The following is a 20170-nucleotide window of genomic DNA, read 5'->3' as shown; positions in this document are numbered from 1 at the left end:
CAAACCGGCCTCCCGCCTGTTGCCGTGTATTGTCAATTGACGATTACAGCCATGACGGCGTGAGCCAATGGCTATCCGATGTCTATTAATTACAAAATCAATTGATTATCGGGGCGGCTGGCAGGCGGCAAAGCGACTATCAAAATAAAACAGGTATCGACCCGCTGAATTCGCGCCAGTTTCAATGACGATTTTCATTTTTTTATCGCTTGAAAAACCTGCCGCCACGCATGAAACCCTTTCCTGTCATGGCCTTGGCGTCCGGTTCATGAATCGAAGAAGCGGAAATGTTGCAGGCAAATTATGGAGCGGACTTCTGAAAACCCTCACGTAATCTAACGACTGTTTCGAATTGAAAGCCTCAATGACAATGCGGTCCGTTGCGTTGCATTTCCACAGGTAATCAGCGGCGTCCGAACGGGATTGGAAACTCGTTCGGCGCGGCCACATGCTTCGGAGGAATTCAGATGAACCTGGACCAATTGTCTAAATTCAAGCCGTACACGCGACATACGATTGTCGATTCGCCCCAATGGGCAAAGCTCTCGCCGGACCTGCAGGAAGCGGTCAAGGTCGTTTCCCGCGTGATGCCGTTTCGCGTCAATCCCTACGTATTGAACGAACTGATCGACTGGGACAGGATCCCCGATGATCCGATATACCGGCTGACGTTCCCGCACCGCGACATGCTGCGCGAGCACGAGTACGAGACCTTGCGCGACCTGATCTCGGCCGGTGCTCCCGACGCGGAGATCGAGCGTGTCGTTCACACGATCCGGATGCGGATGAACCCGCATCCGGCGGGCCAGATGACGCACAACGTGCCGTATCTCGACGGCCGGCCGCTGTCGGGCCTGCAGCACAAATATCGCGAGACCGTGCTGTTTTTCCCGGCCGCGGGACAAACCTGCCACGCCTATTGCACGTTCTGTTTCCGGTGGCCGCAGTTCGTGGGAATGGACGAGCTGAAGTTCGACGCGCGCGCCACCGACGATCTCGTGGCTTACCTGCGGCGGCATCCGGACGTGACCGACGTGCTGATCACCGGCGGCGATCCGCTCGTCATGAGCGCGAAGTCGCTGGCCGAATATCTCGAGCCGTTGCTGGCGCCGGACCTCGCGCATATCCAGAACATTCGCATCGGCACGAAATCGGTCGCCTACTGGCCGCTGCGCTTCGTCAGCGACAAGGACTCGGACGATCTGCTGCGCGTGTTCGAAAAGGTCGTGAAGGCGGGCCGCAATCTCGCGATCATGGGCCACTACAACCATCCGCGCGAGTTGCAGCACCCCATCGCGCAGCGTGCCGTGCGCCGCATCATCGCGACCGGCGCGACCGTGCGGATCCAGGCGCCGCTGATCCGCCACATCAACGAGGACCCGGCGGGCTGGGCCCAGCTGTGGACCACGGGCGTGCGGCTGGGCGCGATTCCGTACTACATGTTCGTCGAACGCGACACGGGGCCGAGCGACTACTTCAAGCTGCCGCTGGCGCGTGCCTACGAGATCTTCCAGGCGGCCTACCAGCTCACCGGCGGGCTGGCGCGCACGGTGCGCGGGCCGTCGATGAGCACGATGCCGGGCAAGGTCATGATCGACGGGATCGTCGACATCGCCGGTGAGAAGGTGTTTGCCCTGCAATTCCTGCAGGCGCGCCGCGCGGATTGGGTGCGTCGCCCGTTCTATGCGAAGTTCGATCCGCAGGCGAGCTGGCTCGACGATCTCGTGCCGGCGTTCGGCGAGGAGCGGTTCTTCTTCGAGCAGGAGCCGGCGGCTCGCTCGCACGTGATTCCCGTCACGCAGGTCGGCGCCGCGCACGGCGGCAGCGGCACGCTGCCCGACGAGCTGGAGGTGATGCAATGAGCGACCGCAATGGCGGGGCGGCCGCTCCCGAGTGGGAAGTGTTCGCGTTGCGTTATGCCAGGCACGAGGGGCGAACGAGCGACGAGAACTACCTGGGCGAGGATCCGCACGACGGCATGGAAATGCCGCTCGACTTCTATACCTGGCTGCTCAGGTGCGGCGAGCGCACCATCCTGGTCGACACGGGATTCACCGCCGAGATGGCGGTGCGCAGGAAGCGGCGCTATCTGCACTCGCCGCTCGACCTGCTGGGTACGCTCGGCGTCGATGCGGGCAGCGTCGAGGACATCGTCATCACTCACATGCATTACGACCATGCCGGCAACATCGCGGCGTTTCCGAACGCCACGCTGCATCTGCAGGAAGCGGAGATGGCCTACTGCACCGGCCGTTGCATGTGCCATGCGGTGCTGAGAAAGCCGTTCGAGGCGAGTGACGTGGCGCAGACCATCGAGCGCCTGTATGCGGGGCGCGTGAGCTTCGTGGACGGGGACAAGGAGATCGCGCCGGGCGTCAGCGTACATCTGCTTGGCGGCCATACCGCCGGGCTGCAGGTGGTCCGGGTACGGACCGGCCGCGGGTGGGTCGTGCTGGCGAGCGACGCGGCGCACTACTGGGACAACCTGCGCTCGCGCCGGCCGTTCCCCATCGTGTACGACGTGGCGCGCATGCTGGATGCGCACCAGCGCATCGAGCACCTCGCCGACGGCCCGGACCACATCATCCCGGGACACGATCCGGCGGTGCTTGCCCGCTTTCCGGCGTGGCCGGGCGAAACCGACATCGCCGAACTGCATCGGCCGCCGGTCGCGCCGCGCGCGGCGCCCCGCAGCGCCGACACCGAGCCGCAGGGATCGGATTCCGTGTCCGTCGTGAACTGACGGGGAGGAGCTCAGAGATGAAGCAGATTCAGATTGCGATCGTCGGCATGGGGCCGCGCGGCCTGACCATTCTCGAACGCCTGCTGGAGCATGCCGGCCGGCTGTCGGAGCGCGTCTCGCTGCAGATCGAGGTATTCGATTGCGGAGAAGGCGGGCAGGGCGTGCATCGCTCGGACCAGCCCGATCATCTGTTGATCAACACGGTGGCCTCGCAGGTCACCATGTTCGCGCCGACGAGCGTGGCCGGCGGCGACGACGATTTATCGCTCGTGCAGTGGGCGCATGCCAGCGGCTACCGGCGCGTGGCGGACCGCTTCGTGCGCAATCCGCCTGACGACGCTGGCGTGGCGATCACGCAGGCCGACCATCTGCCGCGCAGCTTGCTAGGCGAGTATCTGTCGTGGGTGTATCAGCGCGTGGTGGCCGGCCTGCCGGACAACATCCAGGTGACGCACCGGCGCATGCAGGTTGTCGATCTGGTCGAACGTGACGGCCGTTTCGATGTGGTCACCGAGGGCGGTGACGCGCGCAGCGTCGACTACGTGTTCCTCACCACCGGTCATGGCCGACGCAAACCCACCGAGGAGGACCGGAGGTTCAGCGCGTTCGTCGAACGCCATCTCGGACACAACCCGCGCCTCGGCTATTTTGCGTCGCCCTATCCGGTCGAGACGCTCGACGCCATCTGGCCCGCCGCCACCGTCGCGGTGCAGGGCTTCGGGCTGACCGCGCACGATGTCATCTCGTCGCTCACGCTGGGGCGCGGCGGGCGTTATGTCGAGGAAGACGGCCGGCTGCGCTACCTGCGCTCCGGGCTCGAGCCTCACATCGTGCTGTTTTCCCGCAATTGCCTGCCGTTCGCCGCGCGCGGCGTGAACCAGAAAGGCATCGCCGGGCGCCACCGCGCGCGTTTCTTCACGAAGGACGCGGTCGAAGCCAAACGACGGGCGGCGCTGCTGGCAACCGGCGATTCGCGGATCGACTTCCGCAGCGAGGTCGTGCCGCTGGCCATCAAGGAGATGGCTTACGCCTATCGCACGGCACGCGAAGGCCGCGAGATCGACGTCGACGGCTTCGAGCCGACGCCGGACGAGCTGCGGGCGATCGACGCGATTCTCTGGCCGTTGAAAGGGCAGCGCTTCGACTCGTTCAGCGCGTTCCGCGAGTTCTTCGACAAGCTGCTGCGGGACGATCTGGACGAAGCATTCAAGGGCAACCTCTCCAGCCCGGTCAAGGCGGCCACCGACGTGTTGCGCGACACGCGCGAAGCACTGCGGGTGGCGGTGGAATACGGCGGCCTGACGCCGGATTCGCATCGCTATTTCGTCGAGGACTTCAACGCGACCACCAACCGCGTTTCGTTTGGTCCGCCGAAACAGCGCAACGTGGAATTCCTGGCGCTGCAGGAAGCCGGCCTGATCGACATCGCGGGCGGTCCCGGCGCGCGCGTCGTCGCCGACGATGCGCACGCGAGCTTCCGGATCGAGGCCGCCTATGCCAATCACACCGAGCATACCTATGCCGATGCGCTGGTGATCGCGCGGCTCGACGCCTATTCGCCGTTGACCGACGCGTCCCGACTGACGGCCAACCTGGTGAAGCGCGGCCTGGTCCGTCCTTATCTGAACGGCGACTACCACCCGGGTGGCATCGAAATCGATGCGGCGCTGCACCCGGTGGGCGCGTCGGGCGAGGTGCGACGCAACCTGTGGGCGATCGGATTTCTGGTCGAGGGGCCGCATTTCTACACGCATGCGCTGCCGCGCCCGCAAATCACGTCGCGACAGACGCTCGACGCCGAGCGCTGCGTGATCGAGCTGCTGGACGCCATCGCGGCCCTCACCCGCGACGACGATCCGCACGGCCCGGCCGGAAAGAGCGACCGCGCGCCGTCGTCGGCGGACGGCCCGGCCACCACCTTGCCGGCGATTGCCTGAGCTTTCCAGCAGGAGAATCGCAATGATTACGCTACATGGCTTCCAGCAATCGTCGGCGTCGTTTCGGGTGCGGATTGCGCTCAATCTGAAGGGCGTCCGGTACGAAACCCGATCGCACGATCTTTCGCGCGGAGAACACCGCGCCCGGGATTATCTGGCGATCAATCCGCAGGGGCTGCTGCCCTCGCTCGAAATGCCCGATGCGGTTTTGACCCAGTCGCTGGCGATCATCGAATACCTCGACGCGCGTTATCCGGACCCGCCGCTGCTTCCCGAGGATCGGCTCGGCGAAGCCAGGGTGCGGGCGTTATCGCAGCTGATCGCGGCGGATACGCATCCGGTGACGTCGATGCGCGTGGCCAATTATCTGAAACAGACGCTGCGGCACGACGATTCCGACATCCGGGAGTGGCGGTTTCACTGGTTCCGGGAGAGCTTCGGGGCTTTCGAAGCCCTGCTGGAAAAAAGCGCGGAAACCGGCCGATTTTGTCATGGCGATCAGCCGACGCTGGCCGATATCGCGCTGGTTCCGCAGGTCTTCACGGCGCGCCGGCTGGGTCTGCAATTCGATGCGTGGCCGACCCTCACCGGAATCACCGACGCGTGCATGGATCTACCGGCCTTTTCACAAGCCTATGGCGAGATCTATACACCGTTTTCACGCGTGGACGCATCGACGGTCGGCTGACCGTCAAGCCTTGAAGCATCAAACAGATTCTTGTCGCGATAGTGGCGAGTAGTTGTCGAGAGTGGGTACTTCTTTTTTGAACCAGCATGGAGAAACAGCATGGAAGAGCTTAAATCGAGAGAAGAAGAAGCTGCGCTGACCGCGGCGGTGGGATCCTCCTACGTTCAGGGAGGCATCAAGCGCACGGTGCTGCAAAAGACCAGCTTCCCGAAGGATTACACCGTCAGCGTCAACGTCATCAACCTGCCGGCCGGGACCAGCGCGTCGCCGCACATTCACCCGGGCCTCGAGATCACCTACGTTCTCGAGGGTGAATTCGATCTCGTCACCAAGGGCAAGCCGGATCAGCGGTTCACGCCCGGCATGTCCTATCTGGTTACCGACCAGGACGAGCATTTCGCGCGCGTGCTGGGCGACAAGCCGATGAAACTGCTGTGCGTATTCATTCAGCGAGACGGCGAGCCGGTCGCCAAGGTGGTGGGCAGCGCGGAAGTCCGGTAATTCGGCGCATGCGGTAAAGATGGCCGAATGACCGTGCCAATCAGGAAAATAATTCGACGCCTGATTGGCGCGGTCGTCGTCAATAAAGGGAAGGAGGCGTCATGCCGGATCGTCAAGGCGGATGTTTGTGTGGCGCGGTGCGTTATGTGTTGAAAAGCGAGCCGCGCGTCATTACGATTTGCCACTGCACGCATTGTCGGAAATTGAGTGGAAGTCCGTTCTCGTTCAACCTGGCCATCAAGGAAACGGATTTTGAACAAAACGGTGAAACCAGGCTTTTCATGGACACCGGAAGTAGCGGAAATCCGGTACACCGCCATTTTTGCGGTAACTGCGGGTCCCCGATCTTTGCGAAAATTGCCGCGGCGCCCGGCAAGGTGATTGTAAAAGCCGGAACGCTGGACAATCTGGACGGGCTGCAACCACGAGTCGAAATACATACCGAACATTCGCTGGAATGGCTTGCTCCGGTGACCGGCACGACGCGCTTTGCGCAGGAGCCTTGAATGCGCTGCCCGCGTGGAAACGGCACGCTCGGCCTGCTCGGTACGTTCGGCCCGCTCGGCGGGATCATTGACAGCCGGCCCCGTCTCGTAGATCGAAACGCATCCCGATGCGCGTCGAACGGAGATCGCGATCAATCAGTACTCGCGAACGCCGTCCACGCACCTTGCCACTCAGACGCGGCGACGAAAAGGTAATGGAGACTTACCAGTGAAACAGACGACAAATCGATCCACCGGCAATGCGGGTGGCACCGCGGCGGTAGCGTTTCCCTACTGGGCATTGTGGGCCGCCTGCTTCCTGGGATATACCGCGATCGGCATGACCATCCAGGTCATTCCGACTTACGCTCGCGAGCACATGGCGGCGAACGCCATCGAGGCCGGGCTGGCGGTGACGATCGGGTCGCTCGCCAGCATGGTCATCCGGCCGATCGCCGGCCGTCTTGCCGACCAGCGCGGCGGCAGGCCCGTAGTCATGATGGGCTCGATTCTCGGCTCGATCGGCGGGCTGGCGCATCTGGTCGCCACGAACATCCCGACGCTGGTCGTCGCGCGCGTGATCCTCGGCCTCGGAGAAGGCGCGCTGTACACGGCGGCGATCGGCTGGGTGCTCTCCAACGCGGATCCGGCGCGGCGCGGCAAGATTGCCGGCCACTTCGGCCTGTCGATGTGGACCGGTCTGGCCGGCGGCCCGATCCTCGGCGCCGCGATACTGGCTCTGCGCGGATATACGGCGGTGTGGGTGGTGGCCTGCGTGCTGCCCGTGGTGGCATGGCTGCTCCTGCTGCGCAGCCCCCGTACCCCGGCGCCGCCGCCGAGCCAGGACGGCCGCCGCGCGATCTTCCCGCGCGCGGCGTGGGCGCCCGGGGCCTCGATGGCGTTTGCCAGTTTCGGATATGGCGTGATAGCCGCGTTCCTGGTGCCGCGCTTTCTCGCGCTTCATCTGCCGGGCCAGGAATTCGCGCTGGCGGTGTTCGGCATCACGTTCATGCTCGCGCGCTTTCTCGGCAGTCCCGTGGTGGACCGCCTGGGAGCGCCCACCGTGCTGATCCTCGCGGTCATCGTCGAAGCCGCCGGCCTGTTCGGATTGTTCGCCATCACCGATGTCTGGTCGGCCTTCATCTGCACCGGGCTGGCCGGTGCCGGCGCGTCGATGCTCTACCCCTGCCTCGCCAGCCTTGTGACGGAGACGGCTTCCTCGCACGAGCGAACCGCGGCGTTGGGGTTGATGACGTCGGCATGGGATCTCGGGCTGGCGCTGGGCGGCCCGGTGGGCGGCGTCGTGGCCGGCGCCACCAGCGCGCCTCCCTTTGCCATCGCGGCGGTCGCCGCGCTGGTGGCGATCGTGCCGCTCGTCGCGCGTTCGAAGCGGGTGCTGGCGCCGTCCAGGCGCGGCTAGTGGAGGCAGCGCGGGGGCTGGACGTGCCGGCTTGATCGCGGCGCCGGCGCCAGGCGGGAATCTGTCTCGTCTGGCCCGGATCGGGCTCCAGCTCGACGTGTGCCTTGCCGGCACCGCGCTTCAGAGGCTTGCCCCGCGCGCGGCCGTCGTTCGGCCCGTTTCAGGCGGGCGAAGCTTCGACTAACCGGCGACGAGCGAGCGCCACGAAGCCTTGCTTCGCTTCGAGCAGTGCGATGACCTGCAAATCCATGCCTTCGTCGCGCGCGGCCATCGAGAATGTCCGCGCCGGACCGGCCCCGGCGCTCCTGCGCCACGCGCGGCACCGAACGCAAACCATTGACCATCGATCGCCTCGACGCCATCGGCGTTGAGCCGGCGTTGCCTCTGCTGCGCGCTCGTTTCCGCGACCGGGAGGCATGCCGTGCGCCATGAGGCGCGCTCGCGCCATCTCGCGCCGCACATTAAACAGTTCGCGCAAGTCATATCCGCGCTGTGGCGCGTCTTTGCCCGTCGAGATGAAATGCGGCTGACGAAGTGCCATTTTTTTGCCAGAAACATCCGTATTCAACAGCATATGATACGTTATTGCGACGGGCTTATGAATTTTGCGGAAAGTTCCTGAAATAATTAGAATTGCTCTTTGAAATCAGTTAGTTGATAACAAGTAAATGGATATATAAGTCATTTTGTTTGTGCATGGAAATCGGAATAGTCGTTAGACTATATCCACGAGCTGTTTGCAATCCATCGTGGCGATTATCGGGTGAATTCAGTAAGTGCTGAGTGAAATAACCGATCCGGAAAGCCTGCGACCATCGCGATACGCGGAATCGAAGGCGATACGAAGTGATATCAAAATGAAGAGGCTGAACGACTTCGTGCCGGCCGATCATCGTCCGCGCCCGATCGTATCGGGCTGAACGATGCGCTCGAGCGCACGGAAGGGCGACTGCCCGAGCGGCGCCCTGGTTCAAGCGGATCCGCGCGTCGCGGGTACCGGTCTGCGGCAGCAAGGAGACATAAAAATTCGGGCACGGTTTTACCCAAGCCGCTGTCCCGGTGTGCTGCCCGGCGATGCCGGGTGCCTGCTCACAGATAACCGACATGGTCGGGTAGGAAAGGCCGGTGGTGTGGCCGAAGCCGGCGCCGCGGCTGACATGCTCGCGCACGCAGCATCTGGCGCAAACCGCGGCCGCACGGGCGGCCCGACACGACGCCAGACCGTCGCCGAGCGCGGCGCGAGCCACGGTTCCTGCTGACCGTCGGGGCCGCCCGAATGACAGACGTCCATCGTGAAATGGACGAACCATGCCGACGCGGTGCTCTTTGAAAAGACACCCCACGCGTCGACCCGACGTATTTCAACAACCCTGCCAGACCCGCCCGGAAGTTCACAGCGAAATACCCCCCGCAAGACAGGCGTGCGTTGCGCCTTAAAAGCAAAAAAAGAGGAGACGATGAAAGGACGACCGAAGACACGGATCGCATTGACGGAGCGTGAATCGAGCGAACTGAGGGAACTCGCGCAAAGCCGGATGGCGGCACCGGCCGTCGCGATAAGGGCGAAAATCGTGCTGGCGTGTGTCGAGACGGGGGACAACACACGCGTGGCGGACATGCACGGCGTCAGCGAACGGACTGTAAGAAAATGGCTGGCGCGTTTCAACAGCGACCGCATTCCCGGCTTGTACGATGCACCGAGATCGGGAGCCCCACGCAGGATCGACGACCGGGTCGTGGGACTCGTGAAGGTACTGAGCGGTGGAAGCGTCGCCGTGCAGCCGAGCGTGGCGCAAATTGCGCTCGCTTCCGGGATTTCCAGGTCGACGGTCACGCGGATCAGAAATTCGATCGGCGGCGAGAAGGCCGCGCCCTCGGCGCCGCGACCGCCCGATACGCCGCCGCTCGCACGTTCGGCCAGGATTATTGGCGTGTATGTCGATTCGCACGTCAAGGTCGTTGTGCTGGCAATCGATGAATCGGGAGGCATCGACTCCCGGGCTGAAATAATCGGGAATCCTGAGATTGGTTCGGCGAACGAGGTTCGGCCGCTGGAGCGGGCGTTTCATGCTTTGCTCACCGAGATCAGGAGCGTCGATCCGTCTTCCGTCGCGGTGGAGGCGGACAGGTCGGTGGCGGACTTTGTCGATGTGATGTGCCGCAGCGCGCACGCGTCCGAATTGCACGTGTTCGTGCTCGGAAACGTCGGCGAACTGGCTGCGCTGGTATCGGCGCGCCAGCGGGAGAATGCGAGAAGCCACGTGCATGCGCTTCGAGACGACCTGCAGCTCGGCCGCCGCATGGCGGATGCGGTGTATGGGCATACGTCGTTCAATCGTTCGCTGTCGACGAGACCGATGCCGTGCAGCCTCGTCCAGGCGCTGGCCGCTTACGTGAACGGTGACGCGAATTCGGGCCGGCGCGGCTTCTTTTGCTGGATTCGGACCCACGACGATCCGATGCCACACCGAGCTCCGTGGCTGGCCGCGCCGGCCGCCGGAAGCGATGTGCGGAACATGGCGGAGCACTGGAACAGCGGGCGATCGGTGGACGACCTGATGCTCGCGTTCGAAATGGCGCCCATCGGCCTGCTGGTGACGAGACGCCGGATCGTCGAGACCTATAACCTTGCGTTCAGCAACATGTTTGGCTATGACCGGGATGCGCTCAAGGGGCGCTCGCTCGAATCGCTCTATCCGTCACCGGAAGAATTCTGGCGGCATGGCCAACGCATGATCGTGGCACTGCGTAACACCGACTTCTACTCCGACGAGCGGATCATGCGGCGCATCGACAACACGCTGTTCTGGTGTCATGTCGCCGGCCGGGCGCTCAATCGCGACGATCCGTTCGCCACGGCCGTGTGGACCTGCGAGGACATTTCGACGAGCCGGCGCATTTCGGTCGACCTGACGGCTCGGGAACGGGAAATCGCGCATTTCATCGTGCGGGCGAAGAGCACCAAGTACATCGCCAAGCATCTCCATATCAGCCCGCGGACCGTGGAGGCGCATCGCGCGAGATTGATGCGGAAATATGGCGTGCAGAGCGGTGCCGAATTGATGTCGCATTTGATGGGCACGCTTTCGACGGAGGCCGGCGGTGGTCCGGTTGAGGAGTTGTCGAGGCGATTTGCGCGGTGAGGGGCGCGCTGCGCTCCGTCAATGGTGATGTCCAGCAAGCAAAAAGCCCGGCCAGCTTTCGCTGACCGGGCTTCAAAATGCTTGGTGGGGCGTGAGTGACTCGAACACTCGACCTACGGATTAAGAGTCCGCTGCTCTACCAACTGAGCTAACGCCCCAACAGAAGAAAGATTATGCACGAGGCTTTTTGACTTGTCCAGCCCTTTCTCACTTTTTTCTTCAACAAGCCGAGACTCCCCTCCTGCGCCCGACGCCGACCACGAACTGCCGGCCGAGCCATGCTCCCGGTATCATGACGCCCACATCCACCGCGCGACGGTCGCGCGGTGTTGCCAAGGTGGTCACGATGGACGAAGACGCAATCCGGGAACTGCTCGACCGGCTGCTCGCGCCGTGGGTGAAATCGCTCGGGCTCGCGCCCGTCACCGTATCGGACGAGGGCGTGACGCTGCGCCTGCCGTTTTCGGGGGAATTGCGGCATTCGGGCGGCGTGATCTGCGGCCAGGCGTTCATGGCCGCGGCCGACACGGCCATGCTGGCCGCCATCGCGGCGAAGCTCGGCGAATTCCGGCCGATGACGACAGTCTCGCTGAACACGAATTTCATGCGCGCGGTGCGATGCGGCGACCTGCTCGTCACGGCGCGCGTGCTGCGCACGGGCCGCAACCTCGTGTTCGGGGAAATCGAGGTGACGGACGAGGACGGCAAGCTGGCCGTCCACGCCACCTCCACCTACGCATTGGTCAACTAGGGAGCCCGCGATGTTCGATCAGGTGGTATTCGCCGGCGGCGGCAACCGCTGCTGGTGGCAGGCGGGTTTCTGGGACGTCGCGCAGCCGGCGCTCGGCATCCGCCCGCGCGTGATCACCGGCATCTCGGCCGGCGCGGCCACGGCCTGCATGCTCTATACGCGCGATTCTCGGTGGGTGATGCGCTATTACCTCGAAGCGCTGCGCGACAACCCGAAAAACGTCTACTGGGGCAACCTGCTGCGCGGCAAACCGGTGTTTCCGCACTACCGGATCTACCGGCAGGCGCTCGTCGACATCTACGGCGAGCCGTTCACGCGCCTGGCCGACGCGCCGGAAATCCGCATCGGCGTGTCGCACGTTCCGCGCTGGCTCGGCGCGCGTAGCGCGGTGGCCGCGGGCCTCGTCGCCTACAACATTGAGAAATACGTCCGCAAGAGGCTGCATCCGACGCTGGGCCAGTCGCTCGGATTCCGGCCCGAATTCGTTCGGGCGCAGGCCTGCGCCGATGTCGACGAACTGGCCGACCTGATCCTGCAATCGTCCTGCACGCCGCCGTTCACGCCCGTGCTGCGCCGCGCGGGGCGGCCCGTGCTCGACGGCGGGATGGTCGACAACGTACCGGTGGGCGCGCTCGATCCGACGCCGGGCAAGGTTCTGGTGATGGTCACGCGGCGCTATCCGCGTCCGCAGATCTTCTCGGTCGCGCAGGGCGAGCAGACGCGGCTCTACGTGCAGCCGTCGGTGAAGGTGCCGATCTCGAGCTGGGACTACACGAGCCCGGGCCAGATGCAGCACGCCTACGACCTGGGGCGCCGCGACGGCGAGCAGTTCGTGGCCGCGATCTCGGCGCAGGCGCCGGGCGTGGCTCAGTCGGGGCCGGCCGCCGTTACCGCCGCCGCATCATAGGCGCACTGTAGCGAGCACGCGCAGGCTGGCCCCTCGGGGCGGCCATGCAGCGTCGGACGGCGGGCGGAGGCGGCGCCGAGCACGGTTCACGCAGGCAGCCGCCGCAATCGACCGCCGCCCGCTCCACACGGTCGCCACGAGTCGATCCCGCGCCTAACGCCGGCTGCGCCCGCCGACCAGCGCTTCCGGATTCGCGACGCTGGTCGTGTCGCCGCTGTCGAACGCGAGGATGTTGCGGAACGCGGCGCCGAAATACAGCTCGTAGCTCTCACGTTCGACATACCCGATGTGCGGCGTGCAGATCACGTTTTCCATGCGCAGCAGGCTGTAGCCCTGCAGGATCGGCTCGCTTTCGAACACGTCGATGGCGACCATGCCGGGCCGGTTGTTGGCCAGCGCGTTGACGAGCGCGCTTTCCTCCAGCAGTTCGGCACGGCTCGTGTTCACGAGCAGCGAGGTGGGCTTCATCCGCATCAGGTCGTCCTGCTTGACGATGCCGCGCGTGTCGTCGTTCAGGCGCAGCTGCAGCGTCAGGATGTCGGCCTGCTCGAAGAACGCCTCGCGGCTCTCGGCGGCCAGGTAGCCGTCGGTGCGCGCGCGTTCGAGCGACGGCTCGCGGCCCCAGATCATCACGTTCATGCCGAACGCCTTGCCGTAGCCGGCCAGCAGCCGGCCGATCTTGCCGTAGCCCCAGATGCCGAGCGTCTGGCCGCGCAGCACCTGGCCGAGGCCGAAATTCGGCGGCATCGCCGAGGTCTTCAGACCCGACTGCTGCCAGGCGCCCTGCTTGAGGTTGGCGACGTATTGCGGAATCCGGCGCTGGGCGGCCATGATCAGCGCCCAGGTCAGCTCGGCCGGCGCGACAGGCGAGCCGGAGCCTTCCAGCACGGCGATGCCGCGCTCGGTGCAGGCGTCCATGTCGATATGGCTCGAAGCCTTTCCGGTCTGGCTGATCATGCGCAGATGCGGCAGCTTTGACAGCAGTTGGGAGGTGATGTGAGTGCGCTCGCGGATCAGGACCAGCGCTTCGACTTCGGTGAGCCGGCTGGCGAGCTGGCCGAGCCCGCGCACCGTATTGTTGAAGACCTTGACCTCGTGATCGGCGAGCAACTCGAAACAGTTGAGCTTGCGGACGGCGTCCTGATAGTCGTCGAGGATGGCTATTTTCATGAAGTATTCGAGAGCGGCACGGAAAAACGGATGCGCCAGGCGCGCGACCCGGCGGCCCGAACGGCGGGCCGACATGATCTTATGCCGCCGCCCCGGCAGGTGTATCGCTTTTTAACAGCTTGTTACGGGCCGGGCCGGCGGCGTCGGCCCACCCGAAACAGTCGCCATCATTGGCATTGAGGCGCGAATCGGCGGGTTTGGCGCCTATTGTTTCCATCGACAGAATAGTTAGATGAAATCCGGTGGTAAGCCCCGCCGCGCCGAACATTTTTTGTGAAAATCACGACCTTCGGCGGCAACTCTGCACCAAATCCGCTGTCGTAGGAGAATTACGCATTTGCTACACAATTTTGAAGCTGTAATGCACAGCGGCGGGAGTGGTTATGGATCATCTGCAGTCGATGCGAGTGTTCGTCAAGGTGGCGGATCTGGGCAGCTTCGCGCGAGCGGCCAGTGCGATGGATATCTCGAACGCCGTGGCCACGCGCCACGTTGCCGATCTTGAAGGCCGGCTTGGCACCCGTCTGCTGAACCGGACGACGCGCAGCCTTTCCCTGACCGAATCCGGCCAGGTCTATCTCGAGCGGGCCCGCCAGATTCTCGACGAACTCGAGGACGTCGAGCAGATGGTGGTCGCGCGCAACCACGAACCGGTGGGCACCTTGCGGATCGTCGCGCCGGTGGTGTTCGGGCTGCACAATCTCGCGCCCGTGCTGCAAACCTACACCCAGCGCTATCCCAAGGTCGTTCCCGACCTGACCCTGGTTGACCGGCAGGTCGATCTGGTCGAGGAAGGCTTCGACGTCGGGGTGGTGATCGCACGGCAGATGCGCAGCGCGAGCATTGTCACGCGGCGCCTGACCACGGGCTGCATGACGGTCTGCGCGACGCCGGCCTACCTGGAAAAACACGGCGTGCCGACCCATCCCGAGCATCTGATGGAGCATCCGTCGCTGAGCCTGCCGTCCGAATACTGGGGCGACGAGCGCGTGTTCACGGGGCCGGACGGCGAGGTTCGCGTGCGGCCGACCAACGTGGTGGTCGCCAACAACACCGAAATGCTGCGCCAGTTCGCGCTGCTCGGGATGGGCATCGCGATGCTGCCGAGCTATCTGATCGGCGGCGATACGGCGCGCGGCAAGCTGGTGCGCCTGCTGCCCGACTACCGCCTGCCGCAGGTCGAGATCAACGTCGCGTACCCGAGCCGCCGCCATCTGCCGGCCAAGGTGCGCACGTTCATCGACCATCTCGTCGAGCACTTCAGCCACTCGCCGGAAACGGCCTTGGGCGAACAATGGGCCGCGCACAGCGGCCTGCAGCCGCCGTCCGAGTCGGCGGCGCCCGGCGCGGCGGTGCCCGGCGCGCGCCCGGCCGCCGGCCCGTCGATGCCGGCCCCGCTGCCGAAGACGCGCCAGCGCGCGACCGCGCCGACGCCGCTGTAAGCCGTCACGGCCGAGGCGGCGGCCGAGGTGCCGCTCGTCGTTGCCAAAACAAAAACGCACTGCCCGTGAGGACAGTGCGTTTTTTTCATGCCGGCGCCTGGCGAGAAACCGGCGAGGGCACCGCGCATTGCCGCACGGCGCCACCCGCCCGGAGTCTTACGAGCCGGTCTTGCGAGCCGGCGCCTTCTTTGCGGCCGGTGCTTTTTTCGCCGCCGGGGCCTTCCTGGCGGCCGGCGCCTTTTTCGCGGCGACCTTTCTGGCCGGCACGGCACCTTCTTGCGCCTCGGGCGCGGCGCCGTCCTCGTTCGCGGCCGTCCTGGCGGCGGCCTTCTTCGCGGCGGCGCCGGGCTTCGGCTCCTTCTTCTCGAACTCGAAGCCGATCTTGCCGTCCGGCTGCTTGACGAGGAACGCCTTGAAGTTACGGCCGGTGCGCGACGACTTGAAGTTCGGCAGCAGATCGGTGCGGCCGTCGGACAGCAGTTTCGTCATCTGCTCGCGCGCGATTTCCTGCTGCAGGATCACCTTGCCGGAGCGGAAGTCGCAGGTCTTCGGGTTCGCGACCGAGTTCTCGCAGACGTAGCTCATGCCGTGCTCGAACACGCGCGCCTGGCACTTCGGGCAGGCGCCGACCGGCTCCTGCGCCGAGAAGTCGGGCGCCTCGCCGTCCTCGCCGCCCTGGTCCTGGCCGAAATCGAATTCGAGCTTGTAGTTCTTCGTCTCGTCGTCGAACGACAGCTTGAGGATCGCCGAGAACGGTCGCCCCATCTTGCTGCGGAAGCCCGACAGCGGGCCGATTTCCTTCTTCTGCAGCAGCTCCTCGACCTCGGCGATCTCGAACTGGCGGCTGCCCGGGATCTTCGAGATCGAGAAATCGCATTTCGTGCAGGCGAAGCGGCGGTAGTTCTCCTTCACCTGGCCGCCGCAGTTCGGGCACGGCGTCTGGAGCGTCGCGTAGTCGCCCGGGATCGTGTCCGAATCGTATTCCTTGGCGCGCTTGACGATGGTCTGCGTCATCCGCGCGATTTCCTGCATGAACGCGTCGCGCGGAAGGTTGCCGCGCTCCATCTGCGAAAGCTTGTATTCCCATTCGCCTGTCAGCTCGGGCGCGGTCAGTTCGCGCACGCCGAGCCCGCGCAGCAGCGTCATCAGCTGGAACGCCTTGGCGGTCGGGATCAGCTCGCGGCCTTCGCGCAGCAGGTATTTCTCGCCGAGCAGCCCTTCGATGATGGCCGCGCGCGTGGCCGGCGTGCCGAGGCCCTTGGCGGCCATCGCCTCGCGCAGCTCGTCGTCCTCGACCAGCTTGCCGGCGCCTTCCATCGCCGAGAGCAGCGTCGCTTCCGAGTAGCGTGCCGGCGGCTTGGTCACGAGCGCGTGCGCGGCGACCTTGTCGGTGTTGACCTTCTCGTCCTTCTGCACCGGCACGAGGTTGGCGTCGGCACCCTCGGCGTCGCGGCCGTATACCTGCAGCCAGCCCGGCTCGACCAGCACCTTGCCCTCGGTCTTGAAGTGATGGCCGGCCACCTCGGTGATGCGCGTCGTGACCTTGTACTCGGCCGCCGGGAAGAACACGGCGAGGAAACGCTTGACCACCAGGTCGTAGAGCTTCTGCTCGGGCTCGGACAGCGCCTTTGGCGCCTGCAGCGTCGGGATGATGGCGAAGTGGTCGCTGATCTTGGTGTTGTCGAAGATCCGCTTGTTCGGCCTGACCCAGCCCTTGTCGAGCACCTGTCTGGCGTGCGGCAGGTAGTTGTTGCTTTCCTTGAGCATCTCGAGCGTCGACGACACCGTGCCGAGGTAGTCTTCCGGCAGCGCGCGCGCGTCGGTACGCGGGTAGGTCAGCACCTTGTGCTTTTCATACAGCGCCTGGGCGAGGCCGAGCGTGTTCTTGGCCGAGAAGCCGAAGCGGCTGTTGGCCTCGCGCTGCAGGCTCGTCAGGTCGTACAGCAGCGGCGAGAGCTGCGTCGACGGCTTCGATTCCTCGCTGACCACGCCGATCTGGCCGCGGCAGGCGGCCACGATCGTCTCGGCGGCCGGCAGGCTCCAGAGCCGCGAGTCGCGCTTTTCGGGATCGTGCTCGTCGCGCTTGAATTTCGGGTCGTACCAGCGGCCTTCGTAGATGCCGCCTGCGCAGACGAATTCGGCGCGCACTTCCCAGTAGTCGCGCGGCACGAAGCGGCGGATCTTCTCCTCGCGCTCGACGACGATCGACAGCGTGGGCGTCTGCACCCGGCCGACGGTGGTCAGGAAGAAGCCGCCGCCCTTGCTGTTGAACGCGGTCATCGCGCGCGTGCCGTTGATGCCGACCAGCCAGTCCGCTTCCGAGCGGCAGCGCGCCGCGTCGGCGAGCGGTTGCATGTCCTCGTCGGTGCGCAGTTTCGCGAAACCGTCGCGGATCGCCGCCGGCGTCATCGATTGCAGCCACAGGCGCTGGATCGGCTGCTTGGCCTTCGCGTGCTGCGCGATCAGGCGGAAAATCAGCTCGCCCTCGCGCCCCGCGTCACATGCGTTGATCAGCAGGCCAACGTCCTTGCGCTTGATCAGCTTGTTCAGGACCTTCAGCCGCGATTCGCTTTTTGCGATCGGGTTGAGATCAAAATGCGGCGGGATGACGGGCAGATGCGCGAAGCTCCACTTGCCGCGCTTGACCTCGTACTCCTCGGGCGCCGCGATCTCGAGCAAATGGCCGACCGCGGACGACAGGACGTAGTCGTCGCTTTCGAAGTATTCGTCATGCTTGGTAAAGCCGCCCAGGGCGCGCGCGATGTCGTTCGCGACAGAGGGCTTTTCCGCAATGATCAGTGCTTTGGACATGACTCGTGTTGGTTGGGTAGACCGGGGGCCGCCTGACGGCCCATTTACGACGGCTTTATAGCACACGGCGCCGGCCTGTCACCCGGCTCGTGTAAAAAGCGGGTCATCATAAGTGGGGGCCGAAGCGCCGGCAAGCCCGCCGAACTGTCTGGCGGCGCGGGCCTGCCGGGGGCGCCCGGCGGCCTCGCCGAGCCCGGTTTGCGCGGCTATCGGTCCGCGGCCCGCGGCCCGGACGGCTGCTCGGATAGCGCTCAGACGGCGACGGCGAGTAGATTGCGCAGCTTCGGCGCGTGGGTGACGCCGGGAATCGCCGTGAGGTCCGCGAGCATCCGCTCGACGATACCGCCGTGCGGCAGCACCGTGCCGAAGAAACGCACGGCGTTGGCGTCCTCGATCAGGAGCGTCGGGAAATTCTCGACGTCGAACTCGTCGAGGCGGTCGGCGTGGGTTTCGATGTCGATCCAGACGAAGCAGGCGCCCGGATGCGCGGCCGCGAGCCGTTCGAAGACCTCGGCGTAGTCGCGGCAGGTGCCGCACCATTCGGCGCACAGGCAGGCGACGAGCAGCGCGTCCGGATCCCGAAGGCGCTCGGTGATCCGATCTGCGTCGGTATCGAGATTCAGCGCGGGCATGACGATTCCTTGCTTGATGACGGCGGCGCGGGCTGCGCCTTGTCGCCGGAATGTAGCACGGCGGCCGAAACGCCGGACGGGGGCGGATCAAGGCGCTGGTAGCGGTCGCCGGGCAGGCTGGCGACGCGGCCGGCCAGCTCGAGCCGCAGCAGCAGGTGCGGCAGCACATCGGCGGCGAGGCCGGCCCGCGAGGCCAGCAGATCGGCCGGCACCGGGCCGTGGCCGAGCGCGTCGAGCAGCGCGAGCGCGTCGGGCGGCAGCGGTTCCGTGTCGGAGGCGTTGGGCGCGCCGTGTCCGGCCGGCCGCATGACTTCGCGCTCGTTCGGCCCGGTTTTTTCGCGCGGCGCCCGCCCGCCGGCGGCATGCATGGGCGCGGCCTGCCGCGAATCCGCCGCGGCGATGGCGGCGGCGCGAAAACGCGTATCCGGGCTCGCCGTGGCCGCCGCTTGCCGGACCGCGTCCCGCACGGTGATGCCGAACTCCTCGAGCACGTCGGCCGGTGTTTCGACGAGCTTCGCGCCGTCGCGGATCAGCGCATGGCAGCCGCGCGCGAGCGGCGCGTGGATCGAGCCCGGCAGCGCGAACACGTCGCGGCCGATGTCGTTGGCCGCGCGCGCGGTGATCAGCGAACCCGAGCGCGGTGCCGCCTCCACCACCAGCACGCCGTCGCAGAGCGCGGCGATCAGGCGGTTGCGCTGCGGGAAGTTCGCGGCGCGCGCCGGCGTGCCGAGCGGCCATTCGGACAGCACGGCGCCATGCTGCGCGATCGCCTCGGCGAGCAGGTGGTGCGCGGCCGGATAGACGCGATCGACGCCGGTGCCGACGATCGCGACGGTGCCCGCCGCGCTGTCGAGCGCGCCGCGATGCGCGGCGGCGTCGATGCCGCGCGCGAGCCCCGAGACCACGACGAGCCCGGCCGCGGCGAGCGCCCGCGCGAACCAGGTCGCGTCGGCGCGGCCCTGCGGCGTGGCGAGCCGGCTGCCGACGATCGCCACCGCGCGCCGGTGGAGCCGCGCCGCGTCGCCCTTTACATATAGCAGCGGCGGCGGGTCGTAGAGCGCCGCGAAACGTGGCGGATAGTCGGCGTCGTGGCGCGTGACGAGCCGGTGGCCCGGCTTCGCGAGCCAGTCATGCACGGCATCCGCGTCGGCGTCGAGCGCGGCGGCGCGCGGCGCGTGGACCGCCCGCGCGGCGGCCTCGCCGGCCAGGCTCGCGAGCGTCGCGTGATCGGCGCCGACGAGCGCCTCGACCGAATCGAAGGCGCGCAGCAGTGCTTCGCGGGCCGCCGCCGGCAGGCCGGGTACGGCGGCCAGATGCAGCCAGGCGAGGAGGGCCTCGCGCGTGAGCGGCGCCTCGCTCATCGGTGCCGCCCGACGCGCCGCCAGCGGCCCGAAAGCTGCCATGCTAGAATTTTCATCATCCGAAATAAAACGAACGGTTGCGCGCACGAGCCCGCGGCGTTGGGCTGCGCGGTGGATTCCGCGCGACTCCGGCTTCATCTTCCGGATCCCGCGACGGCCCGGCCAGTCGGCCGGATGGC

Annotated in this window: 17 protein-coding genes and 1 tRNA gene; 11 read left to right on the top strand and 7 right to left on the bottom strand. The window is 65.7% G+C overall.

Annotation, left to right across the window (positions count from 1 at the left end):
- The first annotated feature begins 467 nt into the window (after nt 1-467).
- The 7 genes from bpln_RS17730 (at nt 468) to bpln_RS17705 (ending at nt 7774) form a co-directional block, all read left to right on the top strand.
- Nucleotides 468-1862 carry a KamA family radical SAM protein gene (locus bpln_RS17730; protein ID WP_042626320.1) on the top strand — a complete coding sequence of 465 codons (1395 nt, stop codon included), beginning with the start codon at nt 468-470 and terminating at the stop codon, nt 1860-1862.
- Nucleotides 1859-2743 (top strand): N-acyl homoserine lactonase family protein, encoded by an 885-nt coding sequence (locus bpln_RS17725; RefSeq protein ID WP_055139400.1) that lies wholly within the window; start codon nt 1859-1861, stop codon nt 2741-2743. Before bpln_RS17730 ends, bpln_RS17725 begins: the two co-directional genes overlap by 4 nt.
- A 17-nt stretch (nt 2744-2760) precedes the next feature.
- Nucleotides 2761-4680 (top strand): FAD/NAD(P)-binding protein, encoded by a 1920-nt coding sequence (locus tag bpln_RS17720; protein WP_055139399.1) that lies wholly within the window; start codon nt 2761-2763, stop codon nt 4678-4680.
- 25 nt (nt 4681-4705) lie between these two features.
- Nucleotides 4706-5368 carry a maleylacetoacetate isomerase gene (gene maiA, locus bpln_RS17715; protein ID WP_055139573.1) on the top strand — a complete coding sequence of 221 codons (663 nt, stop codon included), beginning with the start codon at nt 4706-4708 and terminating at the stop codon, nt 5366-5368.
- 99 nt (nt 5369-5467) lie between these two features.
- The gene (locus tag bpln_RS17710) at nt 5468-5869 is read left to right on the top strand and encodes a cupin domain-containing protein (RefSeq protein ID WP_042626316.1); all 402 of its coding nucleotides are present in this window, start codon (nt 5468-5470) and stop codon (nt 5867-5869) included.
- Between the two features lie 101 nt (nt 5870-5970).
- Complete coding sequence (locus tag bpln_RS34130) at nt 5971-6375, top strand: GFA family protein (protein ID WP_080937257.1); 405 nt, start codon at nt 5971-5973, stop codon at nt 6373-6375.
- Nucleotides 6376-6583: 208 nt separating this feature from the next.
- Nucleotides 6584-7774, top strand: coding sequence for an MFS transporter (locus bpln_RS17705; RefSeq protein WP_148654041.1), 1191 nt, complete (start codon nt 6584-6586; stop codon nt 7772-7774).
- Nucleotides 7775-7934: 160 nt separating this feature from the next.
- Here bpln_RS17705 and bpln_RS35685 read toward each other — a convergent pair whose 3' ends face one another.
- Both bpln_RS35685 and bpln_RS37390 read right to left on the bottom strand, forming a co-directional pair.
- A complete protein-coding gene (locus tag bpln_RS35685) occupies nt 7935-8348 on the bottom strand; it encodes a hypothetical protein (RefSeq protein WP_148654040.1) in 414 nt (137 codons plus the stop codon).
- Between the two features lie 76 nt (nt 8349-8424).
- On the bottom strand, nt 8425-8943 hold the full coding sequence (locus bpln_RS37390; RefSeq protein WP_148654039.1) for a hypothetical protein: 519 nt from the start codon (nt 8941-8943) through the stop codon (nt 8425-8427).
- 123 nt (nt 8944-9066) lie between these two features.
- Between bpln_RS37390 and bpln_RS34125 the strand changes: the two genes are divergently transcribed.
- Nucleotides 9067-10917 carry a helix-turn-helix domain-containing protein gene (locus tag bpln_RS34125; protein WP_148654038.1) on the top strand — a complete coding sequence of 617 codons (1851 nt, stop codon included), beginning with the start codon at nt 9067-9069 and terminating at the stop codon, nt 10915-10917.
- 82 nt (nt 10918-10999) lie between these two features.
- Here bpln_RS34125 and bpln_RS17695 read toward each other — a convergent pair.
- Nucleotides 11000-11075: transfer RNA gene (locus bpln_RS17695), tRNA-Lys, on the bottom strand.
- 188 nt (nt 11076-11263) lie between these two features.
- Here bpln_RS17695 and bpln_RS17690 point away from each other — a divergent pair.
- Entirely contained in the window at nt 11264-11668 is a 405-nt protein-coding gene (locus bpln_RS17690; protein WP_055139572.1) for a PaaI family thioesterase, read from the top strand.
- 10 nt (nt 11669-11678) lie between these two features.
- Nucleotides 11679-12575 (top strand): patatin-like phospholipase family protein, encoded by an 897-nt coding sequence (locus bpln_RS17685; RefSeq protein ID WP_055139397.1) that lies wholly within the window; start codon nt 11679-11681, stop codon nt 12573-12575.
- A 153-nt stretch (nt 12576-12728) separates the two neighbouring features.
- Here bpln_RS17685 and bpln_RS17680 read toward each other — a convergent pair whose 3' ends face one another.
- Nucleotides 12729-13745: a D-2-hydroxyacid dehydrogenase family protein gene (locus bpln_RS17680; RefSeq protein WP_055139571.1), complete on the bottom strand. Its 1017-nt coding sequence runs from the start codon at nt 13743-13745 to the stop codon at nt 12729-12731.
- Nucleotides 13746-14128: 383 nt separating this feature from the next.
- Between bpln_RS17680 and bpln_RS17675 the strand changes: the two genes are divergently transcribed.
- Nucleotides 14129-15187 (top strand): LysR family transcriptional regulator, encoded by a 1059-nt coding sequence (locus bpln_RS17675; protein WP_055139396.1) that lies wholly within the window; start codon nt 14129-14131, stop codon nt 15185-15187.
- 156 nt (nt 15188-15343) lie between these two features.
- Here the strand turns inward: bpln_RS17675 and bpln_RS17670 are convergent, their stop codons facing one another.
- The 3 genes from bpln_RS17670 to dprA form a co-directional block, all read right to left on the bottom strand.
- Nucleotides 15344-17998, bottom strand: coding sequence for a DNA topoisomerase III (locus tag bpln_RS17670; protein WP_055139395.1), 2655 nt, complete (start codon nt 17996-17998; stop codon nt 15344-15346).
- A gap of 251 nt (nt 17999-18249) precedes the next feature.
- Nucleotides 18250-18630, bottom strand: a complete 381-nt coding sequence (locus tag bpln_RS17665; RefSeq protein ID WP_042626311.1) for a thioredoxin family protein — start codon at nt 18628-18630, stop codon at nt 18250-18252.
- A complete protein-coding gene (gene dprA / locus bpln_RS17660) occupies nt 18618-20033 on the bottom strand; it encodes a DNA-processing protein DprA (RefSeq protein WP_420807346.1) in 1416 nt (471 codons plus the stop codon). Before dprA ends, bpln_RS17665 begins: the two co-directional genes overlap by 13 nt.
- Nucleotides 20034-20170 lie beyond the last annotated feature (137 nt).

It is taken from the genome of Burkholderia plantarii (assembly GCF_001411805.1).
GTDB classification, from domain to species: Bacteria; Pseudomonadota; Gammaproteobacteria; order Burkholderiales; family Burkholderiaceae; genus Burkholderia; species Burkholderia plantarii.
Note: the sequence above shows the minus strand (reverse complement) of the source record. Positions and strands in the feature narration are given on the sequence as shown.